The sequence below is a fragment of the Bacillus sp. 5RYD7K genome, assembly GCF_059831465.1.
In genome coordinates this window covers 815,001-830,000 of sequence record NZ_CP191200.1, presented here as the reverse complement: position 1 = coordinate 830,000, position 15,000 = coordinate 815,001, and the positions used below count along the sequence as shown (strand labels likewise).

The window sequence follows — 15,000 nt, the reverse complement described above, 5'->3', positions numbered from 1 at the left end:
AACGGGGCGTTATTACAAATCCCTTCTTTTTAACACCTGATCATCAAGTATTCGATGCGGAGCATTTGATGGGGAAATACAGAATTTCCGGTGTTCCGATCGTAGATAATAAAGACGATCAAAAGCTTGTCGGAATCATTACAAACCGTGATCTTCGCTTTATCTCTGATTATTCAATGAAAATCAGTGACGTGATGACAAAAGAAGAGCTGGTTACGGCTCCTGTAGGCACCACATTAGACGAAGCAGAAAAAATCTTACAGAAACATAAAATTGAAAAACTTCCATTAGTGGATGACCAAAACAAATTAAAAGGTCTTATCACGATCAAAGATATTGAAAAGGTTATCGAATTCCCTAATTCATCTAAAGATGAACACGGACGCCTTATTGTCGGCGCTGCGGTAGGCGTGACAGGCGATACAATGACACGCGTCAGCAAGCTTGTTGAAGCGAATGTCGACGTTATCGTGGTTGATACGGCTCACGGACATTCCAGAGGCGTACTGAACACGGTTGCGAAAATCCGTGAAACATATCCTGAACTGAACATTATCGCAGGAAATGTGGCAACGGCTGAAGCGACAAAGGCTTTGATTGAAGCCGGAGCAAACATTGTAAAAGTGGGAATCGGACCTGGTTCCATCTGTACGACACGTGTCGTTGCAGGTGTAGGCGTACCGCAAATCACAGCCATTTATGATTGTGCCACTGAAGCGAGAAAACATGGCGCGACAATTATTGCAGACGGCGGTATTAAATTCTCCGGTGATATTACGAAAGCATTGGCATCCGGCGGACATGCCGTAATGCTTGGAAGCCTGCTTGCCGGTACTTCAGAAAGCCCGGGAGAGACTGAAATCTATCAAGGCAGAAGATTTAAAGTGTATCGCGGTATGGGTTCTGTCGCTGCCATGGAAAAAGGCAGTAAAGATCGATATTTCCAAGAAGAAAATAAGAAATTCGTCCCTGAAGGTATCGAAGGACGGACTCCGTACAAAGGTCCTGTAGAAGAAACAGTGTATCAGCTTGTCGGCGGTCTTCGTTCAGGTATGGGATATTGCGGTTCAAAAGATTTACGCGCTTTAAGAGAAGAAGCTCAATTCATCCGTATGACAGGGGCAGGTCTTCGCGAAAGCCACCCGCATGATGTTCAAATTACGAAAGAATCACCAAACTATACAATCTCATAATTGTTACAAATAAAAAACATTTGACAGGGTCACTGACTCTGTCTATTTTTTTTATATCGAGTGTGATAAAATTTATACTGTTGTGTTTTGAATTTGAATATGTCCTTAACGGCTTAATTATAGATTTAAAATGAATGACGGAGGTCGTAAGATTGAACATCACGAAATGGAAACAGCTGTTAGTGTCATTAGTGGTACTGGCACTGGCCGCAACTTGCTTTGTTCCAATGTCTAAAGCGGAGGCAGCCGGCAATGACCCGGTTGATGTTAATGCTTCAGCTGCGATAATGATTGAGGCTTCATCGGGGAAAATCTTATACAGTAAAAATGCAGACAAAAGACTGCCGATTGCCAGTATGACAAAAATGATGACTGAATACCTGCTTCTGGAAGCCATTAAAGAAGGAAAAGTGAAATGGGATCAAACGTATACTCCTGATGATTACGTCTATGAAATTTCTCAAGACAACAGTTTATCAAACGTCCCTCTTCGGAAAGACGGCAAATACACAGTCAAAGAACTGTACCAGGCCATGGCGATTTACTCAGCTAACGGAGCCGCGATCGCTGTTGCTGAAATTCTTGCCGGAACTGAAACGAAATTTGTCGCTGAAATGAATGCGAAAGCCAAAGAATTAGGCATGACAAACTATGATTTTAAAAATGCCACCGGGCTTGTGAATGAAGACCTTCACGGCAAACAGCCGCAAGGAGAAGGCGTTAAAGAAGAGAGTGAAGTTTCTGCAAAAGACATGGCGCTTCTTGCAGACCGCCTGATCACTGATTATCCGGAAGTTCTGAAAACAACAAGCATCGCTAAGACGAAATTCAGAGCCGGCACTGATGATGAAATGGACATGCCGAACTGGAACTTCATGTTAAAAGGCCTTGTTTCTGAATATCCCGGCGTTGACGGGTTAAAAACGGGTTCTACTGATTCTGCGGGATCTTGTTTTACAAGCACCGCACAGCGGAACGGAATGCGGGTCATCACCGTTGTGTTAAACGCAAAAGGCAACCTGCATACCGGACGATTTGATGAAACGAAAAAAATGCTCGATTACGCATTTAACAGCAATTTCTCAATGAAAGATCTTTACCCTGAAGGCTCTCAAGTAAAAGGGCACAAAACGATTGACGTTGACAAAGGGAAAGACAAGCAAGTCGATATTGTGACTGATAAGGCGCTTTCTATTCCTGTGAAAAGCGGGGATGAAAAGAACTATAAAGCCGAAGTGACCTTAGATAAAAAAGAAATCACGGCTCCTGTGAAAAAAGGGACGAAAGTCGGAACGCTGAAAGTTACATACAAAGGCAGTGACAAAGACTACGGCTTCCTCAAATCCAAAGAGTTCAGCGTGAATCTTGTAACGAAAAATGATGTAGATAAAGCAAACTGGTTTGTTCAGATGATGCGCGGCATCGGCGGTTTCTTCTCCGGAATCTGGAACAGCGCCGTTGATACGGTAACAGGCTGGTTTTAAGAAATAAGAAAGAGCTCTGATGAAAGTTAGGGCTCTTTTGCTTAATATACTGAAAAAACCAAATTGTTAGTAAAAAAATGATATCTATCTCTTCCGTCACACTGTAAAATAAGAATATCCATATGAAATATTGTATTTCTGGGATACAATAAGAGATAGAAATTATCTAACTATACATTGACTAGGGGGACCAAATAATGGCTCAAACAGGTACTGACCGTGTAAAACGCGGAATGGCGGAAATGCAAAAAGGCGGCGTCATCATGGACGTTGTAAATGCTGAACAAGCGAAGATTGCTGAAGAGGCGGGAGCTGTTGCCGTAATGGCGTTAGAACGAGTTCCGGCTGATATTCGTGCTGCCGGCGGTGTAGCCCGCATGGCTGACCCGACGATCGTTGAAGAAGTAATGAATGCTGTATCCATTCCCGTAATGGCAAAAGCGCGTATCGGACATATCGTTGAAGCACGTGTCCTTGAAGCAATGGGAGTAGATTATATTGATGAGAGTGAAGTTCTGACTCCTGCTGACGAAGAATTTCATTTAAATAAAAATGAATATACTGTTCCGTTCGTATGCGGATGCCGTGATCTCGGCGAAGCAACGCGCCGTATCGCTGAAGGAGCCTCCATGCTTCGTACAAAAGGCGAACCGGGAACAGGAAACATTGTGGAAGCTGTCCGTCATATGAGAAAAGTAAACGCGCAAGTGCGCAAAGTTGCGGCGATGAGCGATGATGAGCTGATGACTGAAGCGAAAAACCTCGGTGCTCCTTATGAACTGCTTCTTCAAATCAAACGTGACGGCAAATTGCCTGTTGTCAACTTTGCTGCCGGCGGAGTGGCGACGCCTGCTGATGCGGCATTGATGATGCAGCTGGGCGCTGACGGCGTATTTGTCGGTTCAGGTATTTTTAAATCAGACAACCCTGCTAAATTCGCCAAAGCAATTGTGGAAGCAACGACTCACTACACAGATTACAAACTGATCGCTGAGCTTTCTAAAGAATTGGGCACAGCGATGAAAGGAATCGAAATCTCAAATCTATTGCCGGAACAGCGTATGCAAGAACGCGGCTGGTAAAACCATAGGAGAGCTGGAAGCATGTTAACAATTGGTGTACTTGGACTTCAAGGAGCAGTAAGAGAACATATTCGTTCAATTGAAGCATGTGGTTCAAAAGGTGTTGTCATTAAGCGTCCTGAACAGTTGAATGACATCGACGGCTTAATCCTGCCGGGCGGAGAAAGCACGACGATGCGGCGTTTAATGGATACGTATCATTTTATGGAGCCGCTTCGCGAGTTTGCCGCTCAAGGCAAGCCGATGTTCGGCACATGCGCCGGTCTGATTATTTTAGCCAAAGAGATTGCGGGAACCGATCATGCTCATTTAGGGCTGTTAGACGTGGTTGTTGAGCGTAATTCCTTTGGCCGTCAGGTCGACAGCTTTGAAGCTGACCTGACGATTAAAGGCCTTGATGAGCCGTTTACGGGTGTATTTATTCGTGCGCCGCACATTTTAGAAGCCGGAGAAGATGTTGAAGTGCTTTGTGAGCATAACGGACGCATCGTGGCTGCAAAGCAGGGGCATTTGCTCGGCTGCTCGTTCCATCCTGAACTGACGGATGACCACCGGGTGACAGAGCTGTTTGTGAAGATGGCGGAAAAGTATAAGCGGGAAACAGCTGTATAAAACAGTTGAAAACCGCTGATACTTATAGTACATTATAAACACAAATAAAGATCGAAAAGCGTTGACAGGAAGCAGTAGGAAGCCCCTCTTTCAAAGAGAGCCGATGGGTGGTGCGAATCGGTGGAAGATGCTGTCCGAATCCGTCCTTGAGCGAAATGCTGAAAACAAGTAGGCATTTACGGGAAAACCGTTATGTGTTAAAGCGGGAAGCAAGTGTAAGCTTGTTTTCAATCAGGGTGGCAACGCGAGAGCTCTCGTCCCTTTTAGGGGATGAGGGCTCTTTTTTATTTTCGATAAAATAGATAGGAGTTGTTAAGTATGATTGATACGAAGGTCCTGAGAGCCAATTTTCAAGAAGTAAAAGCGAAGCTCATTCCTAAAGGCGAAGACTTATCTGACTTTGACAAGTTTGAAGAGCTTGATGAAAAAAGAAGAGAACTTATCGGCAAAGTAGAAGAACTGAAGGGGAAACGCAACGAAGTATCTCAGCAGGTCGCCGTTTTGAAACGGGAGAAAAAAGACGCTGATCATATTATTAAAGAGATGCGTGAAGCAGGCGAAGAAATTAAGAAGCTTGATGAAGAGCTTCGCACGGTGGAAACCACGCTCGAAACCATCCTTCTGTCTATTCCGAACATCCCGCACGATTCAGTGCCTGTAGGGGAAACGGAAGATGATAACATTGAAATCCGCAAGTGGGGAGAGGCGCCGGCATTTGCATATGAGCCGAAACCGCATTGGGATATCGCTGACCGCTTGAACATCCTTGATTTCGAACGCGCTTCAAAAGTAACGGGAAGCCGGTTTGTGTTTTATAAAGGACTAGGGGCCCGTCTCGAACGCGCGCTCTACAACTTTATGCTGGATCTTCACGTTGATGAGTATGATTACACGGAAGTCATTCCTCCTTATATGGTAAACCGTACGAGCATGACAGGGACGGGACAGCTTCCTAAATTTGAAGAGGATGCTTTTAAAATCAGGGAAGAAGATTATTTCTTAATTCCGACGGCGGAAGTGCCGATCACAAATATGCACCGCGATGAAATCTTATCCGGCGAGGACCTCCCGATTAATTATGCCGCATTCAGCGCCTGCTTCCGTTCAGAAGCGGGATCTGCCGGCCGTGATACACGCGGTTTGATCCGCCAGCATCAATTCAACAAGGTTGAGCTTGTGAAATTCGTGAAGCCGGAAGATTCTTATGAGGAGCTTGAAAAATTAACAAATCAAGCCGAACGGGTGCTTCAGCTGCTAGAACTGCCGTATCGTGTCATGAGCATGTGTACCGGAGATCTCGGCTTTACAGCTGCGAAAAAGTACGATATTGAAGTATGGATTCCAAGCCAAGACACATATCGTGAAATTTCTTCTTGCAGCAACTTTGAGGCCTTCCAGGCGAGACGCGCAAACATTCGATTCAGACGCGAAGCGAAAGGCAAGCCGGAGCATGTGCATACATTAAACGGCTCCGGTCTGGCAGTCGGCAGAACAGTAGCTGCCATCTTGGAAAACTACCAGCAAGAAGACGGAAGTGTCGTCATTCCGAAAGTGCTTCGTCCTTATATGGGAAATAAAGAAGTCATCAAACCATAAAAAGGTGCGCCCTAGAGGCGCGCCTTTTTTGCTGTTTGGTATAAAGCGGCGACATTCCGGGCTGTGCTTTCAAGGTTAAAACGTCCTGATGCTAAGGCGTCTTCAAGACTTACAGCGCCCGGCACGATAGAAAATACAGCTGTTATTCCTCCGTTATATACATGTTCAAAGTCTTTTCCCAAGGAACCCGCTAATGCGATAACGGGAATTTTTTGAGCGGCTGCACGTGCTGCAATTCCTGCGGGGGTTTTGCCGAATATTGTTTGTCCGTCAATCTGCCCCTCTCCGGTGATGATAAGGTCAGCGCCTTTTATCTGATCTGAAAAGGACAGTGTATCTAATACAACGTCAATCCCGCGTTGAAGGTCGGCTTGTAAGAAGGCGATCAGCCCTGCGCCTAAACCTCCTGCGGCACCCGCGCCTTTTACGGTATCTGCTTCAATATCGTGCTGCCGTCTCAATACATCAGCGAAATGGCGCAAATTGCGATCCAATATAACTTTTGTCTTCTCTGATGCCCCTTTTTGCGGGCCGAAGACATATGAGGCGCCGTTTTCCCCGGTCAGAGGGTTTTCGACATCGCATGCGGCACGGATACGGATAGGTTTCAGATCAGGAGAGAGGCCGCTTACATCGATAGAGGCCAGGGTGTGCAGTGAGCCTCCGCCGTCAGGTATCTCCTGACCTTCCTCATTTAAGAAACGCACACCGAGCGCGCTCGCCATCCCGGTCCCGCCGTCATTGGTTGCGCTCCCGCCAAGACCGATGATGATTTCACTCACCCCGCGGGAAACTGCATCTGCTATCAGTTCACCTGTTCCTCTTGTTGTAGTGTTCAACGGATCCCTGAGATGACGGGGAATGAGATGAAGCCCCGATGCTTCTGCCATTTCAATGACTGCCGTGCGTCCGTTTCCCAGAAGTCCGTATGCGGCGTTTACCGGGGTTCCCAGCGGACCGGTCACTGTTTTATTAATAATTCTCCCGCCGGTGGCATCCGTTAAAGCTTGAACAGTTCCTTCTCCGCCGTCCGCCGCGGGTATCTTGATATATTCCGCGTCAGGAAAGACTGATTTGAATCCTTTTTCGATGCTGTCGGCAGCTTCTTTTGCTGTCATGCTCTCTTTAAAAGAATCCGGTGCGATGATAACTTTCATTGCGCTCCCCACCTTTGTGAACAGGTTATCTATTGAATGTATTCTTGGTTTTCACTGTGTTTTCCTGCCCGTATAACAGAAAGTGGTTGATTTTGGATACGAGTCTTTTGTATGATAGTAAAGCTGACGGACAAGCTGTTTAAGAAAAGAAATAAAAAATATGAAAAAAGCGCTTGACTGAAAAATAAGTCATGTGGTATATTATTAAATGTCGATACGGAGGAATACCCAAGTCTGGCTGAAGGGATCGGTCTTGAAAACCGACAGGGGTGTCAAAGCCCGCGGGGGTTCGAATCCCTCTTCCTCCGCCATATTGATTTTAAACCTAATGAAACTCGAGCATATATTGGAGATTGTTTTGTCCGCTGCATCTGATGCAGCGGATTTTTTATATGCAAAAAAAGCGATTTTCTCTGTTCGGGAAAATCGCTTTCTTATTTTTACTTATTTCTGTTTTCGTTGATCACGCGGCTGATTTTTTCGATCAAAGGTTCCAGTGACTGTTCATCAGCTTCAAGGTCATAATCTTCAATGCGCACTTTCAGCACAGGGCAGGCGTTAAAACCGCTGATCCAGTCTTCGTACCGTTTATACATCTCTTCCCAATAGGAGCGGTTTGTCTGCAGCTCCATATCGCGGCCGCGCTTTTCAATCCGTTCTATAATGTTTTCAAGATCACCTTCTAAATAGATCAAAACATCGGGGTGCGGGAAGTATGGCGTCATGACCATCGCTTCAAAAAGGCTTGTGTATGTTTTGTAATCTGTCAGCGACATGGTTCCTTTATCGGCATGCATTTTTGCGAATATGCCTGTATCTTCATAAATCGAACGGTCCTGCACGAATCCGCCGCCTGATTCAAAGATGTTTTTCTGCTCCTTGAACCGCTCAGCCAGAAAATAAATTTGCAAGTGAAAGCTCCAGCGCTCAAAATCATGATAAAACTTCTCTAAATAAGGGTTTTCATCCACTTCTTCAAGCGAAGTATTAAATCCGAGCCGCTTTGCTAAAGCCTTGGTTAAAGTCGATTTTCCGACTCCTACCGTTCCCGCTACTGTTATAATGGCGTTGTTTGGAATATGAATGTCTTTCATTTAATAAGCTCCTTTACCTGACGGGCAATTCTTTCATAGTCTGTCTTATTCAAAACAAAGTCTTCGGTATCACCGTCAATGGTCAGTACAGATATATCCGGATCTTCTTCCTGAAGCTGTCTGATGGCTGTGTCATAATCTGCAATGAGACGTTCCAGATATTGATGCTCGATGTTTTTCTCAAACGGCCGCCCGCGTTTTTCGATGCGTTGAAGCAATGTCGGCAGGCTTGCCTTTATGTATACAATAACATTCGGTTTCGGCAAGTCGTGAGTGAGCAGATGATAAATCTGCTTATATTTCTCAAGCTTTTGTCCGTGCAATGTGCGCTCTGCGAAAATAACGTTTTTATAAATATGATAATCGGACAAAACGGGCTGTCCTTGTTTTAAGTAATCACGATCTGTATCTTCAAGCTGTTTATACCTGTGACAGAGAAAAAACATTTCAAGCTGGAAACTCCACTCCTCGATATTATCATAGAACTTATCAAGATAAGGGTTGTCTTCCACAATCTCGTTAATCATAGGAAAACCGAGCTCTTCAGAAAGCATAGAAGCGAGTGTCGTTTTTCCCGCCCCGATAGGACCTTCTACCGCGATAAAAGGGGCTCTGTTCATTGAAAATCCTCCTTAATTCTGCAAACATCCGTCATCTGCCGGCCTTTATATTGTATCACACTCTCAGAAAAGCCCATGAAAAAAGACGCTTCCAATTAACGAAACGTCTCTTTCACAATATGAAATTGATCTCCGAGCAAAAGCCAGTTTTGCGGGAAGGAGAGGCCGAGTTTCCAATAACTGATTCCTCTTAAATGAAGTTCTTTAATTAAATTGAATTTCGCTTGAATGGATCGTGCGTCTTCAAACCATACTTCATGCCGTCTCTGATTTTCATCCGTGTAACGAAAGAATGGAGCCTGGGCGGTTTCGTCATATTGAATGTCAACTTTATAGCGTGCTGCCAGAGCGATTGCCTGCTGAGGACTGACGGCTTTCGCTGTCGTTCCCTGTTTGAAAGGCAGTGTCCAATCATAGCCGTACATATTCTGGCCCATGACGATTTTTGAAGCAGGCATTTCTGTCAGCGCATACTCAATGACATTCCTTACGGGGCCGATTGGTGATACGGCCTGAGCCGGGCCCCCGCTGTATCCCCACTCATATGTCATGATGACGACAAAATCGACGATTTCTCCATGTGCCCTATAGTCATGTGCTTCATACCATTTGCCGGCCTGGGTCGCGCTCGTTTTCGGAGCAAGCGCCGTTGAAATCTTCCAGCCTTGACGGTGAAAAATCGTCCTCGCTTCACGTAAAAAACGATTGTAGGCTTCTCTGTCCTGAGGACGTAAATATTCGAAATCAAAATGAATATCGCGAAAGCCGTGCTGTTTAGCCGTGGAGACGATTTCCTGAAAGAGTTTTGTTTTCACGGTATTATCATTCAAAATGAGCCGCCCAAGTTCATCACTGAATGCGTCATTTTCGAGGTTGGTGATGATCATCATCAGGGCGGTGTTGTGCCTGTCACTGATGCTTCTTAAATTGGTGAGAGGCGGTTCCTTTAAAGTCCCGTTCCGCTGCACTTGAAAACTGAATGCGCCGAGGTATGTTAAATAAGGTGAGGCCTCTCTTGCCGCCTGCTGCAGATTAGCGCTTACGCTCGTTCCCCGCGGTTCTATATATGCATTTGATTCGATATCAGGCTTATTTGTCTGCTGCGGAATGTAAAGGCGGGTCCCGCTTTGCAATGGAGTGCTGAGCTGAATTCCGTTCACCCTCGCAAGCTCCGCGGCCGATATATGAAAACGGCCGGCGATTGCCGCAAGAGTATCGCCTTGTTTCACTTCGTAATATTGACCCTCAATCGGGATGACAAGAGTTTGTCCGACAACCAGTGTATTGGGATTCGGCAGTTTATTTGCTTCCGCAATGACATTTGCGGCTGTCCGGTAGCGCGCCGCAATAGCGGAAAGCGTGTCGCCCCGTTTCACTACATAGATCTGAATGAAAAACGCCTCCTTTCATATCCGCTATCAAATGTATGAAAAAAGGAGGCCGATCATGTTTATTTTTCGTTGATAATTTGTTTTTCCGTGGTTATTTCTGCGAAGAGAACATTCTCCATCATCGTCAAGGCGAAATCATTGTCTTCGTCGCTATTGGAAGCGGTGCAGTCTTTCGGGATGGTAATGCTGTATTCTCTCATATAAGCGTCGTTAGCCGTGAACAGCACACAAATATTTCCGGCAATCCCCGTAATCATTAATCGGTTCACTTGCAGCTCGGTCAGAAGAGTATGAAGCGCCGTTTCATAAAAAGCGGAATGCTTCGGTTTAATGAGAAAATAATCATCCGGGTGAGGCGAGATATCTTCTATTATGGAAGCGCTTCTGTCATTGCTGCATTCCTCCCTGATGGCATCTATATCCGCCTTCCAAAGCCCGTAATGGTCATTAATATAAATAATCGGCCAGTTGTTTTGTTTTGCATGCTTCTTTAATGATAAAATACGGGGGACGATTTGTTTGGTTTTTTCAGCAAGACGTTCGCCCATATCAAATTGAAAATTGTTAATCATATCGACAATGAGAAGGGCTGTGTTGTTGGGTTCAGACAATGCCGGCAACTCCTTTCTGCTGGGGTATTCCTATTTTAACCTTTATGAGACATGAAAAAACTTAAGAAGAGAGCTTGAACCGATGAATGATGAATATTATATGAGAGAAGCCATAAAAGAAGCGGAAAAAGCAGAAGCGAAAGGCGAAGTGCCGATCGGAGCCGTCCTTGTTCTGCATGATGAGATCGTGGCGCGGGCGCATAATCTGCGGGAGACCGAACAGCGGTCGCTGGCCCACGCGGAAATGCTGGCGATAGACGAAGCATGCCGCAAGCTGGGAACATGGAGACTTGAAGACGCCGTTCTTTATGTCACTTTAGAGCCGTGCCCGATGTGCGCGGGAGCTGTCGTGCTTTCCAGAGTCGATAAGGTCGTGTTCGGCGCATTTGACCCCAAGGGAGGCTGTACAGGAACGCTTATGAACCTTCTGCAGGAAGAACGGTTCAACCACCAAGCGGAAGTGGTGAGCGGCGTGCTTGAAGAAGAGTGCGGAGAAATGCTCAGCGCTTTTTTCAGAAAGCTTCGCCGGCAAAAGAAAGACATGAGGAAAAAGTTGTCTGAGTAGTACGGTTGCATTTTCTGCCTGAAGCAGATATACTTATGTGTGCATCATAAATGGTGCGCATATCAAAATTTGATATTTATTTTGCCGTGCTAAGCGGGGAGGTAGCGGTGCCCTGTACCCGCAATCCGCTCTAGCGGGGCCGAATCCCTTCTCGAGGTTCGTTTACTGTAAGGCCTGCCTTAAGTAAGTGGCGTTGACGTCTGGGTCCTGCGCAATGGGAATTCATGAACCATGTCAGGTCCGGAAGGAAGCAGCATTAAGTGAAACCTCTCATGTGCCGCAGGGTTGCCTGGGCTGAGCTAACTGCTTAAGTAACGCTTAGGGTAGCGAATCGACAGAAGGTGCACGGTAAATCAATCATCAAATTTCAGACTCACCTGTTTATGACAGGTGAGTTTTTTCGTGTATGAAAAACGGGTTTTGGCGTTAAAAGCCCGTTCATGTATAATAAACATGATGAATAACAGAGGAGGGCGCATCCTGTGGGTTACCAAGCTTTATATCGAGTATTTAGGCCTCAGCAGTTTGAAGATGTGGTCGGACAGGAACACATTACGAAAACGCTGCAAAATGCCCTTTTGCAAAAGAAATTTTCTCATGCATATCTGTTTTCTGGACCACGGGGAACGGGGAAAACCAGTGCAGCTAAAATATTTGCGAAAGCAGTCAACTGTGAGCATGCCCCTGTAGAAGAACCGTGCAATGAATGCGCGGCGTGCAAGGGGATCACAAACGGCTCTATATCAGATGTGATTGAAATAGATGCGGCGTCGAATAACGGTGTAGACGAAATCCGCGACATCCGCGACAAAGTAAAATTCGCCCCGTCGGCCGTTACCTACAAGGTATATATTATAGATGAGGTGCATATGCTCTCTATCGGCGCATTCAATGCGCTTTTGAAAACGCTGGAAGAACCGCCGGCACATTGCATTTTCATATTAGCTACGACTGAGCCTCATAAGATTCCTTTAACCATTATCTCCAGATGTCAGCGTTTTGACTTCAAACGGATTACATCCAAAGCAATTGTCGGACGAATGAAGACAATCGTCGATGCAGAGCAGCTGAAGGTGGAAGAAGGCGCCCTTGATATCATAGCGAGTGCCGCAGACGGTGGAATGAGGGACGCGCTGAGCCTGCTCGATCAAGCCGTATCATTCAGCGGCGAGGAGCTGTCGGTGGATGATGCACTGCTTATTACCGGGGCTGTTTCCCAGCACTATATCGGAAAACTGGCATCTGCTCTTCACCGCAAACAGGTTTCCGAGGCGTTGGAAACACTGAATGAACTGCTCCAGCAGGGGAAAGATGCGGCCAAACTGATTGAAGATATGATCTTTTATTTCAGAGATATGCTCTTGTACCAGGCTGCCCCCGGTTTAGAAGGAGTCCTGGAGAAGGTGAAGGTCGATGAAACGTTCCGGAATCTGAGCGGTGAAATACCGGCCCCCGCTTTATATGAGATGATTGACATCCTGAATAAAAGCCATCAGGAAATGAAGTGGACGAACCACCCGAGAATCTTTTTTGAAGTGGCTGTCGTGAAAATATGCCAGACGGCACAGCAAGCCGCCGCAGACATCCCAGAGGTCGGCATGCTGATGAATAAGATCCAGCAGCTTGAGCAGGAAGTAGAAAGGCTGAAGACTTCCGGGGTGAAAGTTCAGGCGGAAAGCGCTCCGAAAGAAGCCCCGCGTCCTCAAAAAGGCGGAAAAAGCCATTACAAAGCCCCGGCCGGAAGAATTCATGAAATATTGAAGGAAGCCACAAGGCCTGACCTAGAACAGCTTAAAAGCAGCTGGGGCAAGCTGCTGGCACATCTGAAACAGCAGAATAAAGTGTCTCATGCGGCTCTTTTGAATGACAGTGAACCGGTGGCCGCTGCCCAGAAGGCGTTTGTGCTTAAATTTAAATACGAAATCCATTGTAAAATGGTTGCTGAAGACAATAACGGAGTCCGTACGAATCTTGAACAGATTCTCGAATCAATGCTCGGGAAAAGAATGGATTTGATTGGCGTTCCGGAAGCACAATGGGGTAAAATAAGAGAAGAATTTTTAAATGATCATCAGCAGGAAAGTGAAGGATCAAACGAACCGGCTGAAGAAGATCCGCTGATTGCAGAGGCGAAAAAACTTGTCGGAGCGGATTTAATCGAAATAAAAGACTAATAAGATGAAAGAGAGTGATTGAATATGCGTGGCGGAATGGGAAACATGCAAAAAATGATGAAACAAATGCAAAAAATGCAAAAAGATATGGCGAAGGCTCAGGAGGAGCTTGCTGAAAAAGTGCTTGAGGGCACAGCGGGCGGCGGAATGGTGACTGTAAAAGTCAACGGCCAAAAAGAAGTTGTAGACGTTGCGATTAAAGAAGAAGTCATTGATCCGGAAGATATCGAAATGCTTCAGGACCTGGTTCTTGCTGCGACAAACGACGCCCTCAAGAAAGTCGATGACATGACGAATGAGACAATGGGACAATTTACAAAAGGAATGAACATACCGGGTTTATTCTAGGGGGATAAATAAACATGCAGTATCCTGAACCAATATCAAAGCTGATTGACAGCTTTATGAAATTGCCAGGGATCGGACCGAAAACAGCGGTTCGTCTGGCTTTTTTTGTTCTAGGTATGAAAGAAGACACAGTATTGGATTTTGCTAAGGCGCTCGTCAATGCGAAGCGGAATCTGACATATTGCTCGATCTGCGGACATATTACAGATCAGGACCCTTGTTATATATGCGAGGATACAAGAAGAGATAGATCTGTCATTTGTGTGGTGCAGGACCCTAAGGATGTTATTGCAATGGAGAAGATGAAGGAATATAACGGCCAGTATCATGTTCTTCACGGCGCAATTTCTCCGATGGACGGCATCGGTCCGGAGGATATTAAGATTCCGGAACTGCTGAAGCGTCTTCAGGATGATCAAGTGTCAGAAGTTATACTCGCAACCAACCCTAATATTGAAGGGGAAGCAACAGCGATGTATATATCGAGGCTGTTAAAGCCCTCAGGCATCAAGCTCTCCCGTATTGCCCACGGTCTGCCCGTCGGCGGTGATTTGGAATATGCTGATGAGGTCACTCTTTCAAAAGCTCTTGAAGGAAGACGTGAATTGTAAGGGAGGAAATGGCGAGGTATGGGTTTTCTTCGCAGAAATACATTAAGAAAAGAGTTTGACGACAAACTGATTGAACAGCTCTTTAAACAAAAAGAAGAATGGAACAGACAGAAGAGTCTGGTCGATAAAAGTCTTGAGCCCTCAGCTGAGGTGCTGTTTGAGCTGAAAGTCGCTGAATCTAAATACTTTTTTTATTTGAAAGAAGCGAAGCAGCGGAATTTAAAAATGAGCAGATGGAAGTAAGAGGTCTATTCTCCGGGATCTTCTCATAAGCTTGTACTAAACAAGCGAGGGGGAAGATTCATGGAGCCTTTTTTTATTATCGGTTTGATTGTCGGTCTGGTTGCTTTGCTTTTATTATGGGGAGTATCTTCAAAGCCGTTAAGATGGATTGGTGTGACTGCCGTTAAGTTTATTGCCGGAGCGATTCTTCTGGCAGGTGTGAATTTATTCGGCGGGAGT

16 protein-coding genes, 1 tRNA gene, 1 other RNA gene and 1 other annotated feature (2 of these 19 running past the window's edge) are annotated in these 15,000 nt (G+C 45.7%); of the genes, 13 read left to right on the top strand and 5 right to left on the bottom strand.

Annotation, left to right across the window (positions count from 1 at the left end; translation table 11 throughout):
- The 5 genes from guaB to serS all read left to right on the top strand — a co-directional run.
- Window positions 1-1,193 carry the 3' portion of an IMP dehydrogenase gene (guaB, locus tag ACQE26_RS04210; protein ID WP_003150717.1) on the top strand. Its footprint begins 274 nt before the window's first position, so the window shows 1,193 of its 1,467 coding nt (coding positions 275-1,467); its start codon lies off the left edge, out of view; it ends in the stop codon at window positions 1,191-1,193.
- A 152-nt stretch (window positions 1,194-1,345) separates the two neighbouring features.
- Complete coding sequence (gene dacA / locus ACQE26_RS04205) at window positions 1,346-2,677, top strand: D-alanyl-D-alanine carboxypeptidase (protein WP_016937307.1); 1,332 nt, start codon at window positions 1,346-1,348, stop codon at window positions 2,675-2,677.
- A 197-nt stretch (window positions 2,678-2,874) separates the two neighbouring features.
- The gene (gene pdxS, locus ACQE26_RS04200) at window positions 2,875-3,759 is read left to right on the top strand and encodes a pyridoxal 5'-phosphate synthase lyase subunit PdxS (RefSeq protein ID WP_016937306.1); all 885 of its coding nucleotides are present in this window, start codon (window positions 2,875-2,877) and stop codon (window positions 3,757-3,759) included.
- A 21-nt stretch (window positions 3,760-3,780) separates the two neighbouring features.
- On the top strand, window positions 3,781-4,371 hold the full coding sequence (gene pdxT, locus ACQE26_RS04195; RefSeq protein ID WP_016937305.1) for a pyridoxal 5'-phosphate synthase glutaminase subunit PdxT: 591 nt from the start codon (window positions 3,781-3,783) through the stop codon (window positions 4,369-4,371).
- Between the two features lie 52 nt (window positions 4,372-4,423).
- Window positions 4,424-4,636 (top strand) — a binding site (T-box leader).
- A gap of 53 nt (window positions 4,637-4,689) precedes the next feature.
- Window positions 4,690-5,967, top strand: a complete 1,278-nt coding sequence (gene serS, locus ACQE26_RS04190; protein WP_438421044.1) for a serine--tRNA ligase — start codon at window positions 4,690-4,692, stop codon at window positions 5,965-5,967.
- Window positions 5,968-5,978: 11 nt separating this feature from the next.
- Here serS and ACQE26_RS04185 read toward each other — a convergent pair whose 3' ends face one another.
- Window positions 5,979-7,124, bottom strand: a complete 1,146-nt coding sequence (locus ACQE26_RS04185; RefSeq protein ID WP_438421045.1) for a glycerate kinase family protein — start codon at window positions 7,122-7,124, stop codon at window positions 5,979-5,981.
- Window positions 7,125-7,342: 218 nt separating this feature from the next.
- On the opposite strand from ACQE26_RS04185, the gene ACQE26_RS04180 reads away from it, so the two are divergent.
- A tRNA-Ser gene (locus ACQE26_RS04180) sits at window positions 7,343-7,435 on the top strand.
- A 129-nt stretch (window positions 7,436-7,564) separates the two neighbouring features.
- Here the strand turns inward: ACQE26_RS04180 and dck are convergent.
- The 4 genes from dck to ACQE26_RS04160 form a co-directional block, all read right to left on the bottom strand.
- A complete protein-coding gene (gene dck, locus ACQE26_RS04175; RefSeq protein WP_016937302.1) occupies window positions 7,565-8,218 on the bottom strand; it encodes a deoxyadenosine/deoxycytidine kinase in 654 nt (217 codons plus the stop codon).
- A complete protein-coding gene (locus ACQE26_RS04170) occupies window positions 8,215-8,838 on the bottom strand; it encodes a deoxynucleoside kinase (protein ID WP_013350734.1) in 624 nt (207 codons plus the stop codon). Before ACQE26_RS04170 ends, dck begins: the two co-directional genes overlap by 4 nt.
- A 95-nt stretch (window positions 8,839-8,933) precedes the next feature.
- Window positions 8,934-10,223, bottom strand: coding sequence for a LysM peptidoglycan-binding domain-containing protein (locus ACQE26_RS04165; protein WP_500471446.1), 1,290 nt, complete (start codon window positions 10,221-10,223; stop codon window positions 8,934-8,936).
- Window positions 10,224-10,288: 65 nt separating this feature from the next.
- Complete coding sequence (locus ACQE26_RS04160; protein ID WP_326352301.1) at window positions 10,289-10,840, bottom strand: cysteine hydrolase family protein; 552 nt, start codon at window positions 10,838-10,840, stop codon at window positions 10,289-10,291.
- A gap of 82 nt (window positions 10,841-10,922) precedes the next feature.
- Here ACQE26_RS04160 and tadA point away from each other — a divergent pair, with 82 nt between their 5' ends.
- The 7 genes from tadA to ACQE26_RS04125 form a co-directional block, all read left to right on the top strand.
- Window positions 10,923-11,405 (top strand): tRNA adenosine(34) deaminase TadA, encoded by a 483-nt coding sequence (gene tadA, locus ACQE26_RS04155; protein WP_045926873.1) that lies wholly within the window; start codon window positions 10,923-10,925, stop codon window positions 11,403-11,405.
- Window positions 11,406-11,489: 84 nt separating this feature from the next.
- Window positions 11,490-11,754: signal recognition particle sRNA large type (ffs, locus tag ACQE26_RS04150), an RNA gene on the top strand.
- 133 nt (window positions 11,755-11,887) lie between these two features.
- Window positions 11,888-13,579 (top strand): DNA polymerase III subunit gamma/tau, encoded by a 1,692-nt coding sequence (gene dnaX, locus ACQE26_RS04145; protein ID WP_016937297.1) that lies wholly within the window; start codon window positions 11,888-11,890, stop codon window positions 13,577-13,579.
- 24 nt (window positions 13,580-13,603) lie between these two features.
- Window positions 13,604-13,927, top strand: a complete 324-nt coding sequence (locus ACQE26_RS04140; RefSeq protein ID WP_500470732.1) for a YbaB/EbfC family nucleoid-associated protein — start codon at window positions 13,604-13,606, stop codon at window positions 13,925-13,927.
- Between the two features lie 14 nt (window positions 13,928-13,941).
- Complete coding sequence (recR, locus tag ACQE26_RS04135; RefSeq protein ID WP_438421048.1) at window positions 13,942-14,538, top strand: recombination protein RecR; 597 nt, start codon at window positions 13,942-13,944, stop codon at window positions 14,536-14,538.
- A gap of 18 nt (window positions 14,539-14,556) precedes the next feature.
- Window positions 14,557-14,781 (top strand): YaaL family protein, encoded by a 225-nt coding sequence (locus tag ACQE26_RS04130; RefSeq protein ID WP_016937295.1) that lies wholly within the window; start codon window positions 14,557-14,559, stop codon window positions 14,779-14,781.
- 60 nt (window positions 14,782-14,841) lie between these two features.
- Window positions 14,842-15,000: the 5' portion of a pro-sigmaK processing inhibitor BofA family protein gene (locus ACQE26_RS04125; protein WP_016937294.1), read on the top strand. The gene runs 105 nt beyond the window's last position; 159 of the gene's 264 nt are visible here — the first part of the coding sequence; it begins with the start codon at window positions 14,842-14,844; the stop codon falls past the right edge of the window.